The following is a 19735-nucleotide window of genomic DNA, read 5'->3' on the forward strand; positions in this document are numbered from 1 at the left end:
GGAGCCTCCATAATGACATTTTATGTTTGCAATTGTATCCAAGATTAAAGGCATATGCTTTATTCTAGATCAAATGATTTTGTTTTTCTGCTGTGTTTTAGATCTTGAGTGATAATCTCATGGGGTTGATTTCCCTATGGAGCGTGCCATGCCAGTAAACCCGAATTATAGCGGCAAAATGACGTTTGAACCTGCCGCAAACGCCAAGATCTATCGCAATCAGATTGTGCGCTGTGTTGTAACATATGCGGCGTCTCTAGAGGACGATAATCTTCCTTCCAATATAGCAGTCAAGATTAATTTCCTGGGGGGAGTCTGGCCCGACAACGACACCCTGGCGATGAAAGATAACGCCTGGACGCTGTCGTTGACCAGTGTCGGAGATCAGACGCCGCCCGTGTATGAGGGCGAATTCTATGCGTTCGCTCCGGCCTCCGAGCGCGGCGGGTCGAATGTGGGTTATGAAATTATTCTGTCTGGTTACTCTGGGGAAAGCCAGTCTCTCTGGGCCCTTCAGAAAACAGTCGCCACTGTCAATTGCTCGCTGGACCGGGCTGCCGTTCCGGTCAATCCTTTCGATGGGCTGAATGCTGACGAGCTGGGCCACAAGGTAGTAATGAAGGCCGCCGTCACGGATGGGTCAGGTGTTCCGGTGCCTGGGTATGCCGTGTACTGGTCGGGGGGCAATGACCAGAATGTCTTCAATAACGTAAATGCGTTCGCGGATACGGACAGGCTGCATAAGGCGCCTGTCGTGAGTTCAGAGATTGCGCCTGGCAGCCCTATCATTCATGGCAAGACGGACGAAGCCGGCGTAGCAAGGTTGACGCTTGTAACGAAGACAATCGCGACCCGTGTTGCCTTGAGTTGTTGGGGGCAAGTAAAGGGGTCTCTGAATATGGAGGCGGTCGCTGTCTACGATCCCGACGTGATTGACTATAATTATTCTGCGCCGAGCGTGAATCTTCCCACCGACGGCGGACGGTTGAATCTTGATGGAGTCACGTCGAACACCGTCCCCATTACTATTAGCACGAATCCGTTCGAGCGCGGTCAGCACTACGACCTTTTTATTTTTATGAATGGCCGCAGCGTCCAGTATCAGGAATTATATTTTCCAACAGGAGAGCCTTTGCCTCTTGAGGTCGCGGTGTTCCTGGCCAAGCCCCTGTTCAATTCGGATTCGGATGCAAAAGGCGGACGTGAACCTGACAACGAAATTTTCTATGTCGTCAGCTCCCAGCAGGGCGGGTGCCGGACGTCGGTGTCCACCGGAAAATTCCATTGTATCGGCGAGAGAGGCGAGTACGCGCCCGACCCGACCATCTCGCCGCGTGATCTGCCGCCCCCTCTTGTCGAGAATGCGTCGCAGGTCGTCAACGTCAATACAATACAGAATGGCTTACGGCTGAAAATTCCGGTTAAGGCGGCCAAAGGATGGACGCCAAAAGTTGGTGATTTACTTTCATCAACCATATATCTTCAGGGTTGGAGCCTGTGGACTAACGAACATATAGGTAATGCCTTCCAAAGTAGCACGCGGATTGCTGAAGCGGATATTACCGCGGGCGAGATTACGGTCATCTACCCCAGCGCCAACCTGCGCGGCTATGTGCCCGACCAGAACGGACCGGATCAAGCAAAGTTCTATGCAGAATATTATGTTGTACGCGCAAATGAGGCAGATGAGCCGGAAAATGAAATATATTCCGAGTATGTGATGTTGAATCTCGATACGGGCGCGTAACTCTACGCAAGGGTAGAGTTATTATTTTATCGCTAGCATACATATAAATTTTAAAACTATTGCTATTTATGTAACTCCGGCTTCCGTGTGCAAATGCATTGATTTGCCGGAAGCCGTCCTTGGGGGTGGGCAATGGCGATAACGAGCCTCATTGCGACCGGCGGCGCGCCGGTTTCAGGGCCCGAAACCAGCCGGTTGGTCGGGTTCAACACAGTCTGGATCAGCGGCGGTAGCCGCGAGGTCATCAGCCTCGCCGTTGAGGCCGATGAAGCCCATTTCGACAGCACGACAGGCGCGAAATCGAAAAACCTGACCCTGGATGAGGATGGCCAGGGCCATGCCAGGGTCTGTTTCGTGACGTCGGTTAACAGCCCTGCCACGACGGTGCTCACCGCGGCGGACGATTCGCCGAACGCGTGGAAGAAGGTGCTGTCGTTCGCTCCGCTCCAGGCTGGGCCGGGTAAGTTCCTCTGGTATGGCGCTGCGGTTGGCGCAAGTGCCGGTGGCGGTCAGTATGACAGCATTTTTGTCGATATTGACCAGAATCCGGATCCGGTTCCCATGTCCATGGTTGCGGCGCGCGCCGCCGGTTTCGGTCAGGTGCTTGATGGAGATTCCAGTAACGACGGCAAGGTCTTGCTGCTGGAGGATGGCTGCGCGGAGGTCCGTATTGTTGACGGGTTTCCGGAGGCGGTCATGGTGCGTCTGTCCCTGCCGGAATCTCCCGATGGCGAAATTCTGTTCGTGACCTGCTCCTTTATCGCAGATGCAGGGTTGGCGGATGTCTTCGCGCCGCTCCCGCCTATGCAGGACGCTGCCGGGGGAGTGGTAAGATGGTGAAAATTCGTCGCTCCGGTAGCTGGGCCCGATATGCTGGCTATGAGGGGCTCCCCATCCCTACGTTGCCCCAGGCGCAGAATGGCGTCCTGGATGTGGGGAGTGCCGGCGGGGCGGTTCAGATGTGCGTGCCCCATTACACGGACCATCGCAGCAACGACAGTTTCATTGTTCTGCTGGATGACGCGCCGGCCCCAACCGTGCCGCCGGCCCACGTTGGCTTTAGGGAGAACATCACCCTCACGGTTCCAGCCTGGGCCTTCAGTAATGGCCGCCTGGCCCTGCGCTACGGCGTGACCGACGCCACCGGAAACGGGGCGCTCTCCCCGTCAGCTGATATCGATGTGTCCGGGGCGACCGACGATTGGCTGGATCCGCCGTCGTTTCCCGATTTCGTCGCGGGCGTGGCGACCTGTCAGGAGATTGCCCGGGCTGGTGGCGTCGTGGTGCGGGCTCCGTGCGCTACCCTGGGGACAGGGGACAGCATCACCATCATGTGGGAGGGCTATAATAGCGTCTGGACACCCGTTCCTGAGGCAGCGCAAGTGCTGTTGTCCCGACAGTTGACGGCAGCCGATATTGCCGCCGGTTACATTGATGCGTTTGTCAAGATGACCCACGTGCTGCCAACGGGCGATGGCGGCCATTGCTTGGCCCGCTATCGCGTCAATTACCTGGGGGGGAGGGATGAAACGGCGCGGGCAGCCATATCTGCGGCTATGGCGCAACCGTCAGACGGCGTTGGCGCCGTCGCGGGCGTGTCCCGCCCGGCCCAGTTGCTTCTGGACGCGGCGGAGCCCTTCATTCTCGCCAGCGCCACCTCCGACGCGCCGTTTCGCTCGCCTGACAGGCCTTACCTCGCGCCGGCCAACCGGGTCTGGGTTGCGACACAGCCCTTTCGCGCCATTACCCTGGCGGTCGACCAGGGCGTTGCCTTCGCTGCTAACGACAGCAGCGTGCTCAGCCTCTTCGCCGATGCTTCTGGCCTGGCGAGCGCTGATATCTATTACATGAATGACAAGGGGGAGGAGACGAGGCAGATCGCGTGCAACGTCACGGTGGCTGACGATGCAGCGGTGGTCCTCCCGGTCCGTGTCGTCAGCAGGTTCGCGGGAGCCTATCTGGTCGATCAGACGAAATATACGGCTTATGGCTGCCGGGCGACGGCGATTGCTGGTGTCAACGATTTTTGCCAGATTTACGTCGTGCTGCCGTTCACCGTGGTGACCGTCAACGTGAGGGCGAGCGGCTCTGCGCTCGTGCGCGGCTACCTTTCCAGCGTGAAAAGCCTGACCCACGACGATAATACCTGCACGATCAGTCTCACAGATGAGGTGGCGGAAACATCTATAATAATTCTTAGTGGTGAGAACTGTGATGCGGAAATCACGGTTCGCTTTGAAAGAACACCGTTCTCTGGTTAAGGCCGATTTGTATTTATATTAAAATTTTCCCCGAAATGCATAATTGGAGCGCCGATAATGACGGGACTGAAAGACGATACGAATCCGGACGACGTCACCTGCAAAATCATATTGAACCCGATGCGAGCATTTGTAGGCACAGATATGCGCGCCTCTGGGACCATTTCACTGAACGGCCACGCGCAGCCGAACGCCACGGGAACATTCACGCTTACTGCGGGCGCGGTTTTCGCCAAAACCCGTACAAATACCTGCAATGTAGAAGCTGACAGTACGGGTGTTGTGCCGCCGGAAAGATTCACATCCAGCACCGCTTGCGATGGCATGCTGACCTTCTCGAGTATCAATCCGCCTGGCGGCACGGACATGAAGCCATACAGTTTCATCCAGCAGGACGGCAAGGACGTGATGACGTTGACGGTGGAGCCGGAGGAGGCGCCCGCGGGGGGACTTATCCCCATTGCCGCCACGGCGACCATCACGGATAATGGCCTGACGTTCACCGACGCTTCCGTCGTATTTGAACTGGAAGGTTTGGATGCGGCATACTTCGCGGATGGCGACCCCGGCGCGAGAACCAAGGTGGTAAAGGTGAACGGTGACGGGCAAGCCATTGCCTACATTGTCGATAAGAAGGTGGAGAGCGGCAGGGTGACCGCCACGGGCACGCCCCCGCATCAGGCTGCAACCAGCAGTAAAGATATCGCATTCACCGCACCGCCGGACCTGGTCCTGGATCTGTCGCCAAGGACAGTGACATTCGAAGCCGCAGACACCGGTCAAACAATCACCGTCAAGGTGACCGACGGACAAGGAAACGGCGTCAAGGCCAGTGTGGATCTGACAATCCACAGCAAGCTCGCCTATTTTGTTGGATACAACAGCAACAGCGCAACGGTGAAAACCAACACCGATGGCCTCGCCACGATAACCATCAATTCGTTCACCTGGTGCAGCGGCTCAGTGAGTGGCGATGCGACTGTGGGCAGCAGCAGTGCGACCGATCACATTGCTTTCGAAAGCAGGGTTCCAGCGGGCCTTAAGATTGGTATCGATAGTACCCAATATGCGACGCCATCGGACCCCGCACACTTCGACGGTCTTGATGTCACCTGGGTGAATGCCTCCGGCGGTCCAGCCACCCTCAACGGATCTGTGAAGATCGCGGCCAGATATGAACTGAATGCAAAACCTTGGGCTGGCTATGGAGATATAGTCTTTTCCATTGATGGAAATCAATGTAAAGCTAAAATGTCGTCGAGTTATTCTGGGGAAGAGGCATATAAAGAATTGACGCTTTCCGTCAAATACAATGATCCTCAGAGCAATTTTATCCCCCAAAATTATGCGCCGGCTACGGTTTATATGCAGGACGGTCACATCGAAGACGTCACCCTGACGATGACGCCAGGCCCCGGTGGTGGCGACGGCGACTCAGAGGCGACAATTAATTTCGGGTCGGCGTGGGCGTCAGGAAATGTGCAGGCATTAAACTTCATCGGTAGTTCAATTAACGTCGGTAGTATTTATAGAAATGGATTGCATCAAGCTGCTGTAGAAATCGTAATTGCATTGACGGATATTTTCGGTAAAGACCTGACAGCCGACAATCAGCCGGCGCTCAATGACGTCAAGGCGGCAATCAAGCTGGTGGATTATCCAACTGGCTTGGCCTATTCTATGGGGGGCGGCAGTAAAACAGGTCCGTTTTCATTCGTTGTCGTTGACACGAAGCCTAACATCTTCGAGAAGGAGATCCTCGGACAGGCAGGTGCGGATCTTGCCCTTCCTGTGGACCCTCCCACCAGGCGCGATGACCCGGAGTCTACAGTTGTCGATGGCAAAGCCACGCTCTATTACTATCTGACGTTCGCAGATGACGGCGCGATCACGTCATCTGGTACGGAAGTAGGCCTGATAATGGATGCTGGCTATCCTTACAACGGCGCGGCGAAATACAAGTATACGAGCTCCACTGCTCGGCCCGAATTTCCTCTCGTGATCAATTCGATTCCCAAGAAACTGTACACGAATCCGGCCATCGATCTGGTCCAGACCGTCACGTCGCAGCAGGATGCTTCCACCAGAAACGATGGGCCCTATAATTACAATGGCGACGATACACCCCAGAACTATCAGCGCCGCTGGGACATGACCGTGTCATTGCCTTCGGGCTCTACGCTGTTTGGCGCTTTCATGCCCACGGACCTTGATATTGATCCCGATGTGGAGATGCCCCGTTCAACGGAAGATTGCGTATACTATGACGTAAAATGGGGAGGCTATCAAATAAAGGCATATTTTTTTCAGGACAATAATTATTATGTTTCAAACGATGACTACAAGAATAACAAGCTGGGTCGCCCGGCCAAAGTGGAGACGCCCGCAACGCAGAGCATGACGCTTGATGGCGTGACCTGGGGCCTGACGGCCCCATCCTTTGGTGCTGGTTAGATCGGCATAACTGTTGTTGCGGGTTTTGGCGACCTGGGCAAGTCAGCCAACAAATGGAAGTCATGGAAACTCAAATTGGTAGATATCTATGGCAATATCAGCAGGGAATTCGTGCTCAACCTGAATTTGCCACAGCCGGGCGCATTGCTGAGCACCCTGAACGGCAGTACACAGACGTGGCAGCCGGTTGTTGCCACCGTGTCCGGCGCTGCGCCGGATGTTGTAACCACCGCGGGGGTCCAGTTCAGTCGTCTGGCGACGAAAGACGATGACAAGAATCCTAAAGACGACGACAACGCTCCTGGTAATCCAATTCAGAATATGTACTGGAAGGATCCCGCTGGTGACCGGGGCATAATCGGCGGTGTTCCTCTGACGGCTGTGAGCTCGAACGACCGGTGGACGATCACGCAGGTGAATGCCTTCGCGTCTGACGGTAATTCGAATAACAGTAAGAGATACAGGATGTCGGCGGTCTTTAACGGCACGGCATATTACACTTCGAGCTCGGGTTCAGTTGCTACCAGCGAACATTATTATCCGGTTATTGGCGTCACGGACGTGAATGCGGCGGCCTATATCCAGCTAAAGCCATACTGGAACTGCGGAGCAGTCATGATATTTGCGGCGAAAGATGGGAATACGCCGACCGATGGAACCTCATGGCAATGGAGCAGCGCCGAGGGGATGAGTACCATCAACGTGTTGGTGCTTGCCTACCAGTATGGCTCGGCATCGAACATGGGCCTCTGGGCGCTCGATGTGGAGGGGCAGGCGCACACGAGCGTCCCCCCGCCGCCAAACCAGTGACGCAGTTTTCGGCGTCGACGTCCAAAAAAAAATGCGCGACGGGCCATGCCCGTCGCGCATTGGCGTTGCGCACATCAGATTCAAATACTGGCGCTGCCCTGGTCGTTACCTTCCGGCGTTGACGTACTCCTGAATTTTCAGCTTCCCGAGCTGTGACATGTGCACCTCGTCCGGGCCGTCGGCGATGCGCAGGAAGCGGTTCAGCGTGAAGAAATAGGCCAGCGGGGTGTCGTCGCTGACGCCCATGCCGCCGTGGGCCTGGATGGCGCGGTCGATCACCGTCTGCGCCATTTGCGGCGCGATGATCTTGATGGCGCCGATCAGGTCCTTCGCCACCTTGTTGCCGTAGCGATCCATGTGATCCGCCGCCTTCAGGGTCAGCAGGCGGGCCATCTCGATCTCGCAATAGGAGCGGGCCACGTCCTGGCGGATCGAGCTCTGGTCGGCCAGCTTCCTGCCGAAAGCGACGCGGCTGTCGACGCGATTGGCCATGATCTCCAGGGCGCGCTGGGCCTGGCCGATCGAACGCATGCAGTGGTGGATGCGGCCCGGGCCAAGGCGCCCCTGGGCGATCTCGAAGCCCTTGCCTTCGCCCATGATGATGTTCGATTTCGGAATCCGCACGTTCTCAAGCCGCAGCTCCGCCTCGCCGCCCGGCGAATGCAGGCTGCCGAACACGGTGGTGGTGCGCACGATGTGCACGCCGGGCGTGTCGCGCGGAATGATCACCGTGGACTGCTGCTGGTGGCGCGGATTTTCCGGGTTGGTCTTGCCCATCAACAGCAGCAGCTTGCAGCGTGGGTCCATGATGCCCGAGATCCACCACTTGCGGCCATCGATGACGTAATCGTCGCCGTCGGAGCGGATTTCCGTCTCGATATTGGTGGCGTCGGAGGAGGCGACCTGCGGCTCGGTCATCAGATAGGCCGAACGGATGTCGCCGTTCAGCAGCGGCGTCAGCCACTGGTCCTTCTGCGCCTGCGTGCCGAATTTGGCCAGCACCTCCATGTTGCCGGTGTCGGGCGCGGCGCAGTTGAACACCTCGGACGACCATGGAACGCGGCCCATGATCTCGGCCAGCGGCGCATACTCCAGGTTGGAGAGGCCGGGGGAGTATTCGCCGTATTCATGCGGCAGGAACAGGTTCCACAGGCCTTCGGCCTTCGCCTTTTCCTTCAGCTCGTCCAGCTTCGGCCAGTGCTTCCACAGATTGTCGGGATTGCGCACAAAGGCGTGATGGTCGTGCTCGTTCGGATAGATGTGCGCGTCCATGAACTTCTCAAGTTTGGCCTTGAGTTCGCGGACCTTCTGGGTAGGTTCGAAATCCATGCTGGGCTCCTGTTGTGCGGCGCGCGATCCTGTCGGTTCAGGATGCGCGCCGGCCTGACGGGGCGCCCCGTCGCCGGTCCAGTGACCTCGTCGCCAGGGCGCCTGTGAAAATCCGGGGCGCATTTCCGGCGGCGGGCGCCGTCGCCCGTGGAAACCGCTCCTTCAGGAGGAAATATGCCGGCTCAACATGACAGCCTGCCCATCGGCGCGCCCGCCGCAACGCCCGGCGCGGCGTCGCAGGCGATCCCTGACGCAGGCGCAAGGGCGCCTCACGCCCGGGGCAGGCCCGGCGGCGTTTGCGCTTTCAGGGCGCGATACGTCAGCGTCTTCGCGTCCAGGCCTGAAAAGGCGCGGCCGTTCGCCCGCCCGGCCAGCGGGACGGACGCGGGACATGACGACATGTCGGATTGAGGGCTTGAGGATGGCGCCGGGACCATGGGCGGGAACATCGTTCTGTTGCGACGTCTTCCGCGTGGCATGGTCCCGGCCGCCGCCGTCCTTGAGACGTTTTCTCCCTGTATGGGCAGATATATCGCAAGCTTCAGCAGCGCCGTCCAATTGGCAATTTTTCCATAAACAAGCGGTTTTGGTTATGGATCTGCGGCGTTTGTCAGGCGGAAAGTACGTGCAACATGGCGTCCGGGCAGCGTTGGGCCACCATGTCGCATAGGTGGCGATGATGGGTGAAATAGATCACCTGGGCCTGTCCCGCCATGTCCGCGAACAGGTCAAGCGTGGCGGCGGCGCGCGCGTCGTCAAAGGTTTCCAGCACGTCGTCGGCCACAAATGGCGGCGGCGTGCGCCCGGCGGCGAAATCATGGAAGGCGGCGATGCGCAGGGCGAGGTAAAGCTGGAACCGGGCGCCCTTGGACAGTTTCTCCACCTCCTTCGGCCGGTTCTCCCCATCCACGGCGACCAGCGCCTCGCCAGATGCGCCAGGTTGCGCCGTCAGGCCCGCCCAGGCGCCGCAGCTCATCTGGCTGAAGGCTTCGGAGGCGCGGCGCAGCAGGGAGCTGCGATGATTGTCACGCCAGGCCGACAGCGCCAGTTCGGTGGCGGCGACGCCGAGCCGCAGCTTGAGATAGCCGCGCGCCTTCTCGGCGATGTCCAGCAGCACCGTCTGGCGGTGGGTTTCCAGTTGGGCCGCAGCGGCGTCGGAGCCAATGTCGGCGATGGCTTTTTCCAGCCGGCGGCGCTCGGCGTGCAACTCCAGCACGTGGGCGTGCGCCGCGTCGATCGCCGCCGCCAGCGTGGCGGCTTCCGCCTGCAGCGCGCCGCGATCAGCCCCGGCAAGCTGGCGGTCGGCGTCGTCGATGGTCGCCGCCCCGGTGAATTGCAGGATCTGCTGTTCCAGCTCGCCGATCTGCGCCAGCGCCTCACGGCGTTTCTGCGCCGCCGCCAGGACCTGCTGCGCCTCCGTTAGCGTTTCCACGCGAAAATGGCTGGTGATGCGGGCGGCTTCCGCTTGCAGCAGCGCCGCCTGCTGGCCAAGCTGTTGCAGCCGTTCCCGCACGTCTGCCTGCTCGTTCTGAATGTCCTGACGGCGTCGCAGCGTTTCGGCCGCCGCCGCCGCGCGGGCCTGCAGGCGTTGATACAGCGCCAGCGCCTCGCCGCTGGCGTCTGCCGTTCCATCGGTCGCGGCGTGTCGTTGCGCCAGCGCCAGCACCGCGTCGGCGAAATTTCGCCGGTCCCGCTCCATTTTGTCGATGCGGCTGGCGAGGTCCTGGCGCCTGCCCAGCGTCGCCTCAAGCTGGGGCAGCACGTCAAGCGCCGCCCGCACCTGCGCCGGCGTTGGCGGTGGGCGCAAATCGCCCAGCCAGCAGGCGCCGCAGGCTTCAGCCCATGCGCCCTGCCAGGCGCTGGCGGCGGTTTCCACCCGCTCCAGCGCCCGCTTGCGGTGCTGGCGTTCCCGCGCCGTTCGCTGCCGCTCCTCGCGCTGGCGCCGGCTGGCGTCGGCGGCGGCGCGCAGCCGGTCCGCCGTGGCGATCAGGGCGGCGAGGCTGTCGCCATCGTCCATGACGCCGGCCTGGCCAAGCAGGGCGCGCAGCTCAGCCGCCGCCTCGTCACGCAATGCGGTGGTTTCGGCCAATTGCTGCTGCCTGGCCAGCAGCGGCTCCCAGGCATCCAGGGCGCGTTGGCGGCGCTGCAGCCAGTCGGTCAGGGCGTCCGGCGCGTCGAGCGCCGCCAGTTCCGGCGACAGCGCGCCGGCGACCGCCCCGGTCTGCTGGCGCAGTTCGCATATCCGGGTTTCCGCCTCGCCCAGCCGGGCCGCCAGTTGCGCCAGACGCTGTTCGATCTGCGCCTGCTGCTGCCGCAACTGCACCGCCTGCAACAGCTCCTTTTGCCGGGTGAGGCGGGTTTCGGCCACCATGTCGTCGTGGCGCATGGCCGCTTCGAAAGCGTCGGCGCTGGCCGCGTCCAGCGTCAGCCGGTGCGCGGCCCACGCCTGTTCGCGCCTGGCGCGCGCCCCGGCCGCGCCGGCTTCGTCCACCGCGCCGGTGACCTTGGCCAGACCGGCCAGTTCGGCCAGCGTCTCGTCGCGCCTGGCCCGCTGGCCGTCGATGACCTGGTTGAGATGGTCGCGGGCGCGCAGCGCTTCGGTCAGGTCCCGGCTGAGCGCTTCCAGAAGGGAGCCCGCCGGCGCCGCCATGGCCGCCAGCGCGCCTGCGTCGCCCCGCCATGGGGCGAGGAGTTGCAGGCGCTGGTCAAGCCGGGCGCTGGCGTCGGCGGCGTCGCGCCGCTGCGCCGCCAGCCGCCGGTCGAAACCCTGCTGGCGGGCATGGTCGGCGGCGGCGGCAAGCCGGGCCAGCCACTCCCCGTCCATGGCCGCCGTGTCCGCCGTGATCGCTGGCATGTCCGTCAGGCCAGTTTCCGCCTGCTCCAGCGCCGCCTGCGCGTCGGCGTATTCGCGCCGGGCGTCCTGCAACTGTGCGTCGATCACCGCGCGGCGGTCGATCAGCTCGCGGAGGGTGATGACCAGCCGCCCTGGCAACAGCAGGCCGGCGGCGTCCTCATCCGTTGGCCGCTCCAGTTGGCGCAACAGCGCCGCTGTGTCCTGGGCGCAGGTTTCCAGATCCTGCCGCCGGTTGGGCAGGCTGCGCGACACCGAGACATATTGCGCGTGCGCCCCGTCGAGCGCCGGCAGTTCCGCGCCGAGCCGCAGGCCGGCTTCGTCTGGTGAAAGCGCGGCGAGGCGCTGCGTCAGCTCTTCATCCCGCTGGCCGAGCGCGCGCAGGCTCGCCTGCACCCGGGCCTCCCCGATCACCAGTTCGCCAGCCCTGTCGGCCCAGGCCGCGGGCGCTTCGGGATGCTCGGGAAGTTCGGCCAGCCTGGCGCGCTGCGCCGCCAGCCGCGGCGCCAGATCCAGCGCCGCCAGAACGCCGCGGATGTCGTCGCTGCGGCGCCGGAGCTGCCCCTGGTTTGTGGTGGCGGCTTCATAGCTGGTCAGGCAGCGCTCAAGCTCGGTGCGCAGCGTTGCGTGGCGCGAGGCGATGACGTCGATCGCGTCCCGTTGCTGGCGCAACTCAGCCAGTTCGTTCTTCAGTCTGGCCAGTTCGGTGTTGCGCCCGCGCGGTTTCCAGAAGGCGTCGGCCCGGGCGCGCAGGTCGCCGAGCGCGCCGGAGAGCGCGCCAAGCCCGGCGCTGGCGGAAAACAGCATCTCGCCCAGCTGCCCCTTGCTGGCGATGGCCTCCTTGCCGCCGGCTTCCAGCGCGTCGGCGTCCAGGGAGAACATGTTGGCGTAAGCGGCGCGGCCAAGTCCGCCCATGGCCTCTGCCAGCGCGTCGTCCGGCACCGGGTGGCCGTCAGCGTCGAGCAGGCTGTTTTTGGCCCGCTTCACCCGCACATACTCACGCGCGCCGTCGGCGAGCCCCAGCCGCGCGCCCACGCGCATCAGCTCGTAGCCGTGCTGGAAGGCATAGGGCGTGTTTGGCGCCATGCCGTAGAGCAGGTCGAGCCAGGCGTTCAGCGCTGTGGTTTTGCCGGCCTCGTTGGGGCCAAGCACAATGTGCAGGTCAGGTTTGCCGGGGCGGGCCGGGCCAAAGTCCAGCGTCTGGTCCGTGAACCTGCCATAGCGGGTCAGATCGAGCCGTTCGATGCGCATTAACCGTCCTGCTCCGTTGCGTCCGCGCTCAGGCAGGCGAGGGCGTCGGCCGCGCCCTCACGGGCCAGGGCGACGATCAGGGCGTCGCGCGCCGCATCGCGCCCGGGGTCGAAGGCGTCGCGCAGTTCAGGCGGCAACTGGCCGACCACGTCGGACAGCGCCGTGCGGGCGGCGGCGGCGAAGGCCTCCGACACCAGCACCCGCTCGCTGATGAGGTGAGCCAGTTCGTGGGTGGGATCGGCGTCGGAGGCCATGACGGCGGGCGCGATGTCGCGCAGGTCAGCGCCGATCTCCACCTTGTCTATGAAGCAATGGTCGAGCCGCTGCGCCGCGGCCATCGCTTCGGCGAGCAGGCGGTCGGCGTCGCGCCGGGCCCAGCCGGCCATGACCGTCGCGCCGCCCAGCCGCAGCCGCGCCACCAGATGCTGGCTGCCTACGCTCAGGCGCAACTCCGCCAGGCCCCGGTGCAACCGTTCGGCCACATCCGCGCGGGTTTGCGCGCCGCCGAGATCGACCTCGGCCCGGGCGAATTCGGCGACGCTGGTGAGGCGTTCTTCCAGGGTGACGGCGCGCGCATCATCAATCGAAACCAGGGTGACGGAGCGGGGCCCGGCTTCATTGATGTCGCGCCCCTGCGGATTGCCCGGCATGACGACGGCGCAACGGCCCTGGTAGACCGCGCGCTTGTGAATGTGGCCGAGCGCCCAGTAGTCGAAGCCGCTGCCGTCCAGATCAGCGATCGCGCAGGGCGCGTACACGTCATGCCCCTCGGCTCCGCCAAGGCTGGTGTGCATCACGCCGATATTGATTGCCCCGGCCACCGGCGCCTTGAACTTTGGCAGCAGCGATTCCGGCGCATGGGGGCGGGCGAAGCTGAGGCCGTGAATGAATACCGGCGTGGCCCCCGCTGGCCGGGCGACCTCCACCGCCTGGGCGTGGCCGCCGAACACGGTGACATTGGCCGGGAAGGTCAGCTCCCGCGTGATCCGCGAGGTCGCGTCATGGTTGCCGCGAATGATGTAGACCCGAACGCCGGCCTCCTCCAGCCGGCGCATCTGCCCGGCCAGGAACAGGGCGGTTTTCATCGAGGTCTGGTCGCCGTCATAAAGATCGCCCGCCACGACCAGCGCGTCGACCTGCTCCTCGATGCAGATGTCGACGATGCGGGCCAGCGCTTCGCGGGTGGCGTCGGCGATCAGCCTGCCGACCCCGGCGTCCCGCAGCGCCAGGGTGCGCAGGGGAGAATCCAGATGGATGTCGGCAGCATGCACGAAGCGAAACGCCAATCCCCGTCTCCTCTCGGGTTGCCCGGAAACCAGAACGCGCTGCATCAACAGGTGATGCAGCGCGTCACGTCGTGTTGAGCAAATGTCGCCTGCGGTGTCCAGCGAACAGGGCAGGGAGGGTTGCTCCCCGGCCCTCAGGGCCCCTGATCAGCGGCCCTCCTCAGCAGCCTTCCTGCGCCCGGCGCACCAGATACTGGCCATAGCCGCTTTTGCCCAGCGCCTGTCCCAGCCGCTCCAGCTGGCCGGCGTCGATGAAGCCCTGCTCGAAAGCCACCTCTTCGGGGCAGGCGATGCGCTGGCCCTGGCGCTTTTCCAGGGTGCGGACGAAGTTGGCGGCGTCCACCAGGCTGTCATGGGTGCCGGTGTCGAGCCAGGCGAAACCGCGGCCCATCTGCTGCACATTGAGCTTGCCGCGCTCCAGATAGGCGCGGTTGACGTCGGTGATCTCCAGCTCGCCGCGCGGCGAAGGCTTCAGGTTGGCGGCGATGTCGACCACGTCGCGGTCATAGAAGTACAGGCCGGTCACCGCCCAATGCGAGCGGGGCTTCGCCGGCTTTTCCTCGATGCTGAGGGCGCGGCCGGCCTTGTCGAATTCAACGATGCCGTAACGCTCCGGGTCCATGACGTTATAGGCGAACACCGTCGCGCCATCCGGCTGCGCCCGGGCTCCTGCCAGCAGGTCGGTCAGGCCATGGCCGTAGAAAATATTGTCGCCGAGGATCAGCGCCGAATTGTCGTCGCGCACGAAATCCGCGCCGATGATATAGGCCTGCGCCAGCCCGTCGGGGCTTGGCTGTTCGGCGTAGGAAAATTCAACGCCCCAGCGCGCGCCGTCGCCCAGCAGGCGCTGGAACTGCGGCAGGTCATGCGGGGTGGAGATGATGAGGATTTCGCGGATGCCCGCCAGCATCAGCACGCTGAGCGGATAATAAATCATCGGCTTGTCGTAAACCGGCATCAGCTGCTTGGAAGTGACCAGCGTCAATGGATGCAGGCGCGTGCCGGAACCGCCGGCCAGAATGATGCCCTTCATGTGCTGTTGAATCCCGATGCTCCAGCCCCCGATCGCCTGGACAATGGGCAAAACGTTCCAGCTTGGCAAGCGGAAGCGTTATCCCTCATGGCGGCGGACGGCGCCGGAGAGGGCGACAGACGGGCCGGACGTCGGAGCGACCGGCTCGCGGCCTCAGGTGTGCGCCAGCAGATACAGCGCGCCAACCAGCGGGGCGACAATGCCAACCAGGAAAGGCAACAGATTCTTGGCCATGACACATATTCCGTCGAGCTTGGTCCGACCGGGCGCGCTGTGGCTATCCCGTCTGCCTGTCATTAATCATTTGTTTACCCTCTGATAAAGCAAAAAAGCAGGCTGTGCGTTCCCGCACGATACGCGTGGTTAATGACCGCCGCGCGGTTAATTGACTGCCGCGTGGTTCATGGCTGCGATGCGCGGCTCAGGCGCGGACGATGCGGTCGCGGTTGGCGATCACCCCGGCGGTGGCGTTGCGCGTGTCGATCACCAGCGGCACGCTGGCGGTCAGGGTTTCATAATCAACCCCATCGTGATCGGTCGCCACGAGCGCCGCGTCGAAGCCGGCCAGCGCCTCCGCTGACCAGGCGATGGAGGTGCGGCCAGCCAGGGGCGCGTGCTCGCGGGTCATGGGGATCACCGGCACGAACGGATCATGGAACGCCACCTCGGCGCCCCGGCGCTCCAGCTCTTCCAGCAGCACGAAGGCGGGGCTTTCGCGGGTATCGTCGACGTTCTTCTTGTAGGCCACGCCGAGCAGCAGGATGCGCGCCCCATGGACGCTGCGCCGCAGGCGCGCGCTCAGGGCATCGGTCAGCCGCTCGATCACCCGGTGCGGCGCGGCGGTGTTGATCTCCCCCGCCAGCTCGATGAAGCGCGTCGGCACGCCGAACTCGCGCGCCTTCCAGGTGAGATAGAACGGGTCGATCGGCACGCAATGGCCGCCGAGTCCCGGGCCGGGATAAAACGGCATGTAGCCGAACGGCTTTGACTTCGCCGCCTCGATCACCTCCCAGATATCGATGCCCATGCGTTCGTAAATCAGCTTCAGTTCGTTGACGAGCGCGATATTGACGGAGCGGAAGATGTTCTCCGTCAGCTTCACCGCCTCGGCGGTGCGGGCGTCGCGCACCGGCACGACGCGGGCGACGATGGCGCCGTAGAGCCGTTGCAGCAGGTCGCGGGTCAGCGCATCGTCGGCCCCGGTCACGCGCGGTATGGCCGATGTGCCGAAGCTGGCGTTGCCCGGGTCTTCGCGCTCCGGGGAATAGCCGAGGAAAAAGTCTTCGCCAGCCTCGAGGCCCGAAGCTTCCAGTTCCGGCTTCAACACCTCGTTGGTGGTGCCGGGCCAGGTGGTGGACTCCAGCACGACAAGCTGGCCCCGGCGCAGCACGGCGGCGATCTGCCGGCCAGTCGCCACGATGAACGACAGGTCCGGCTCGCGATAGCGCGACAGCGGCGTCGGCACGCAGATCAGGATGGCGTCGGCGTTGGCCAGCCGGGCCGGTTCTCCGGTCGCCGTGAAGCGCCCGCTCGCGACCATGGCGGCCACGCGATCCTGCGGGACGCTGCTGAGGTGGCTGCGGCCGGCGTTGAGGCCCGTCACCTTGGCCGGATCAATATCGAAACCGGTGACCTGAAAACCGGCGTTTGCGGCGGCGATCGCCAGCGGCAGGCCCACGTAGCCCATGCCGATAATGGCGACGACCGCTTCGCGGCTGTCCAGCCGCGCGCCCAGCCGCGCCGCGAGGGCCGTGACGGTTTCCGCTTGCTGGCCGGCCGGGAGGGATGACGTTTCGCCTGACGTGTGACGCACGGGAAAGCCTCCGGAACAGGCGCGGCTGATTTGCCGCGCATTATCCGTAATCTGGGGTGGAAGACACAAGCGTCTGCGGGGCTGGAGCAAACCCGTTCACAGGGAACCGAATTCTGCGCCACCCTGCGACCTGGCGCGCTTGCACGCTGATCGCGCGCTTCTCTTCAGGCGCGTGATGTCTCAGGCGCGTGGCGTTCGCCAGGCGGGGAATGCCATGACGCCATGGAGTGCGCGACCTACTGCGCCGGATCATCCGCTGCTGGAGCTCCCGATGGACGCCCCACGCTCCAGTACCGCAGGCCTGCCTCCGCCACGTCCTCCGGCGGATAGATGTTGCGCAGGTCAATCAGGGCCGGATGGCGCAGGCGTTTGCGCAGTTCGTTCAGGTCGAGCGCCCTGAATGCATCCCACTCCGTCACGATGACGAGGGCGTCGGCGCCGTCGGCGCAGGCGTAAGGATCGGCGGCGTAGTCGATGTCGCGCAGCACCTGTTTCGCCTGGTCGACGCCTTCCGGGTCATAGGCGATGATGCGCGCGCCGGCAGCCTGCAGCTCGTTGATGATGACGATGGACGGCGCGTCGCGCATGTCGTCGGTGTTGGGCTTGAAGGTCAGGCCGAGGATGGCGATGCGCTTGCCGGCGACGTCGCCGTCGCAGGCGGTGATGATCCGGGCGGCCATGGCGCGCTTGCGCGCATCATTGATGGCCACCGTCGTTTCCACCAGCCGCACCGGGCTGCCGTGATCCTGGGCGGTCTTGACCAGGGCCAGGGTATCCTTGGGGAAGCACGAGCCGCCATAGCCCGGTCCGGCGTGGAGGAACTTGGCGCCGATGCGTTTGTCGAGGCCGATGCCGCGCGCCACCTCCTGCACATTGGCGCCCACCTGCTCGCACAGGTCGGCCATTTCGTTGATGAAGGTCACTTTCATCGCCAGAAAGGCGTTGGCGGCGTATTTGGTCAGCTCCGCCGTGCGTCGGCCGGTCATGACAAGCGGGGCCTGATTGAGGAACAGGGGCCGGTAGAGATCGCGCATCACCTCCTGGGCCCGGGGGTCCTCGGCGCCGATGACGATGCGGTCGGGCCGTTTGAAATCCTCGATGGCGGCGCCTTCGCGCAGGAATTCGGGATTGGACGCCACCGAGAAGTCCGCCGCCGGATTGGCCTCGCGGATAATGCGCTCCACCTGGTCGCCCGTGCCAACCGGCACGGTGGATTTGTTGACCACCACCGTATAGCGGGTCAGCGCCGTCGCGATCTGCGCCGCCGCCTGGTGCACATAGGTCAGGTCGGCGTGGCCATCGCCGCGACGCGAGGGGGTGCCGACGGCGATGAAAACCGCGTCCGCGTCCGCCACGGCGGCGGCGAGATCGGTGGTGAAGTCGAGCCGCCCCTGGCGCATATTGGCGGCGACCAGCTGGTCGAGGCCGGGCTCATAAATCGGCAGTCTGCCAGCCCGCAGATTGTCGATCTTCGCCGCGTCCGTATCGACGCAGGTCACCGTATGACCGAAGTCAGCGAAGCAGGTTCCGGAAACCAGGCCGACATAGCCTGCGCCGATCATCGCGACACGCATGAAACCCCGCAGTTTGTAAGGAGCCGGCGGCGCCGATCCGCGCCGCCCCATTGGCGGTGAACGCCGGGCGCATGGCGCCAGCTCCGGTTCTACCCGAACACGATGACAGGCGTTTCATGTCCGATGCCGGCGCACCGGGCGCCCTGAACGCCGCTGGCCGCATCAGATCAGACGAACTGCCCGTCGGGCGGCTCCGCCAGGGAGCCGGTCCGGTCAGGCCCGCCCGGCGCGGCGCCGCATCCGCTCCCTATGTAGCGGGGTGAGGGCCATATGGGTAGTGCGGGCGCGGCGCGGCGGAAAATCCGCCGCCAGATATCAGGGCGCCCGATCGCGCCGCCCGGCGTCGCGCCGCGCCAGTAGTTGCGGCAACCACCGTGGCGGCCCCGCCCGGGACGAGCAGGCGCCATGGCGTCGCGGCGAGGATGGCCAGGTCCCGACGTAGCGACCAGCCGCGCATGTAGGCCAGATCCTTCTCGAGGCGGGCCGCCATGGCGGCGACATCTGGCGTGGGGCCACGCGCGCCGCCGATCTGGGCGAGGCCTGTCATCCCCGGCCGCACGGCGTAGCGGCGGTCAATATGCGGCAGGCGTGGACGGAACAGGGCGTCGAGCTCCGGCATGTGCGGGCGCGGGCCAACCAGGGACATCTCGCCGCGCAACACGTTCAGCAGCTGCGGCAGTTCATCCAGGCTGGAGGCGCGTAGCAGGCGGCCGGTTCGGGTGACGCCGGGGGCGGCGTTCGCCGTCTGGATGCGACGCAGGCTGGCCTGGAAACTGTCCGGCGGGCCCGATACGCCGATGGTGGCGGCTGGGGTGGGCCAGCACGCCGCCATCCGCATGGTGCGGAACTTGAAAATGGTGAACGGCGCCCCCCGCCAGCCCGTGCGCGTCTGGCGGAACAGCGCTGGCCCGGGGGAATCCAGCCGCACCAGCAGGGCGATCAGCAGCATGAGCGGCGCCAGCGCCACAAGCAATGGCGCGGCGATCGCCAGATCAAGCAGGCGCTTGCCATCCTGTCGCGCTGCGGGCGGACGCTGGCGTGGCTGCGACGTGGCGCGTCGCCGGTTACGCCTGCGACGCGCCGGGTCAGGCGCCCGGATGGATCGGTTCTGCTGGGGAGCGTGAGCTGGCATGGCGATGGCAGGTTCCAGGTGAAGCCCGCCAGACCGTAGCAGTTTTATCGAAGTTTAAAACAGATATATTAAGAAAATGATCTGTTGTTATCTGAATTATAAATCCGGGGTCAGAAGCGTATACAATTTTTGGCTGAATCGGGTTGCGTCGGTTCTGTGGTGGTCTTGCGGAGCGCCGGGTGTAAATCTTCACG

12 protein-coding genes are annotated in these 19735 nt (G+C 63.5%); 5 read left to right on the top strand and 7 right to left on the bottom strand.

The features are described from left to right. Nucleotides 1-148: 148 nt before the first annotated feature. The 5 genes from EV666_RS14200 to EV666_RS14220 all read left to right on the top strand — a co-directional run bounded on the left by EV666_RS14200 (nucleotide 149) and on the right by EV666_RS14220 (nucleotide 7272). Nucleotides 149-1747: a hypothetical protein gene (locus EV666_RS14200; protein ID WP_132009338.1), complete on the top strand. Its 1599-nt coding sequence runs from the start codon at nucleotides 149-151 to the stop codon at nucleotides 1745-1747. 132 nt (nucleotides 1748-1879) lie between these two features. Next, nucleotides 1880-2587 (top strand): hypothetical protein, encoded by a 708-nt coding sequence (locus EV666_RS14205; RefSeq protein ID WP_132009341.1) that lies wholly within the window; start codon nucleotides 1880-1882, stop codon nucleotides 2585-2587. Then, on the top strand, nucleotides 2581-4008 hold the full coding sequence (locus EV666_RS14210; RefSeq protein WP_132009344.1) for a hypothetical protein: 1428 nt from the start codon (nucleotides 2581-2583) through the stop codon (nucleotides 4006-4008). Before EV666_RS14205 ends, EV666_RS14210 begins: the two co-directional genes overlap by 7 nt. Nucleotides 4009-4065: 57 nt before the next feature. After that, nucleotides 4066-6462 carry an Ig-like domain-containing protein gene (locus EV666_RS14215; RefSeq protein WP_132009347.1) on the top strand — a complete coding sequence of 799 codons (2397 nt, stop codon included), beginning with the start codon at nucleotides 4066-4068 and terminating at the stop codon, nucleotides 6460-6462. Nucleotides 6463-6537: 75 nt separating this feature from the next. Then, entirely contained in the window at nucleotides 6538-7272 is a 735-nt protein-coding gene (locus EV666_RS14220) for a hypothetical protein (RefSeq protein ID WP_132009350.1), read from the top strand. 105 nt (nucleotides 7273-7377) lie between these two features. On the opposite strand, the gene EV666_RS14225 is transcribed toward EV666_RS14220, so the two are convergent. From EV666_RS14225 to EV666_RS14255, 7 genes are all read right to left on the bottom strand, one after another. Continuing rightward, entirely contained in the window at nucleotides 7378-8601 is a 1224-nt protein-coding gene (locus EV666_RS14225) for an acyl-CoA dehydrogenase family protein (protein WP_132009353.1), read from the bottom strand. Nucleotides 8602-9211: 610 nt separating this feature from the next. Then, nucleotides 9212-12703, bottom strand: coding sequence for an AAA family ATPase (locus EV666_RS14230; protein ID WP_132009356.1), 3492 nt, complete (start codon nucleotides 12701-12703; stop codon nucleotides 9212-9214). Further along, nucleotides 12703-13989: a metallophosphoesterase family protein gene (locus EV666_RS14235; protein ID WP_132009359.1), complete on the bottom strand. Its 1287-nt coding sequence runs from the start codon at nucleotides 13987-13989 to the stop codon at nucleotides 12703-12705. The genes EV666_RS14230 and EV666_RS14235 overlap by 1 nt, the downstream gene beginning before the upstream one ends. A 160-nt stretch (nucleotides 13990-14149) precedes the next feature. Continuing rightward, on the bottom strand, nucleotides 14150-15022 hold the full coding sequence (gene rfbA, locus EV666_RS14240; protein WP_132009362.1) for a glucose-1-phosphate thymidylyltransferase RfbA: 873 nt from the start codon (nucleotides 15020-15022) through the stop codon (nucleotides 14150-14152). Between the two features lie 421 nt (nucleotides 15023-15443). Beyond that, the gene (locus EV666_RS14245) at nucleotides 15444-16757 is read right to left on the bottom strand and encodes a nucleotide sugar dehydrogenase (protein ID WP_280990845.1); all 1314 of its coding nucleotides are present in this window, start codon (nucleotides 16755-16757) and stop codon (nucleotides 15444-15446) included. Between the two features lie 314 nt (nucleotides 16758-17071). Beyond that, nucleotides 17072-18409 (bottom strand): UDP-glucose dehydrogenase family protein, encoded by a 1338-nt coding sequence (locus EV666_RS14250; protein ID WP_132009365.1) that lies wholly within the window; start codon nucleotides 18407-18409, stop codon nucleotides 17072-17074. A gap of 247 nt (nucleotides 18410-18656) precedes the next feature. Then, nucleotides 18657-19541 carry a sugar transferase gene (locus tag EV666_RS14255; protein WP_132009368.1) on the bottom strand — a complete coding sequence of 295 codons (885 nt, stop codon included), beginning with the start codon at nucleotides 19539-19541 and terminating at the stop codon, nucleotides 18657-18659. Nucleotides 19542-19735: the final 194 nt, after the last annotated feature.

The organism is Camelimonas lactis, assembly GCF_004342915.1.
Lineage (GTDB): Bacteria > Pseudomonadota > Alphaproteobacteria > Rhizobiales > Beijerinckiaceae > Camelimonas > Camelimonas lactis.

Coding starts and splice junctions, on each gene's coding strand:
- EV666_RS14200 (WP_132009338.1), top strand. CDS start 149: ATGCCAGTAAACCCGAATTATAGCGGCAAAATGACGTTTGAACCTGCC.
- EV666_RS14205 (WP_132009341.1), top strand. CDS start 1,880: ATGGCGATAACGAGCCTCATTGCGACCGGCGGCGCGCCGGTTTCAGGG.
- EV666_RS14210 (WP_132009344.1), top strand. CDS start 2,581: ATGGTGAAAATTCGTCGCTCCGGTAGCTGGGCCCGATATGCTGGCTAT.
- EV666_RS14215 (WP_132009347.1), top strand. CDS start 4,066: ATGACGGGACTGAAAGACGATACGAATCCGGACGACGTCACCTGCAAA.
- EV666_RS14225 (WP_132009353.1), bottom strand. CDS start 8,601: ATGGATTTCGAACCTACCCAGAAGGTCCGCGAACTCAAGGCCAAACTT.
- EV666_RS14230 (WP_132009356.1), bottom strand. CDS start 12,703: ATGCGCATCGAACGGCTCGATCTGACCCGCTATGGCAGGTTCACGGAC.
- rfbA (WP_132009362.1), bottom strand. CDS start 15,022: ATGAAGGGCATCATTCTGGCCGGCGGTTCCGGCACGCGCCTGCATCCA.
- EV666_RS14250 (WP_132009365.1), bottom strand. CDS start 18,409: ATGCGTGTCGCGATGATCGGCGCAGGCTATGTCGGCCTGGTTTCCGGA.
- EV666_RS14255 (WP_132009368.1), bottom strand. CDS start 19,541: ATGCCAGCTCACGCTCCCCAGCAGAACCGATCCATCCGGGCGCCTGAC.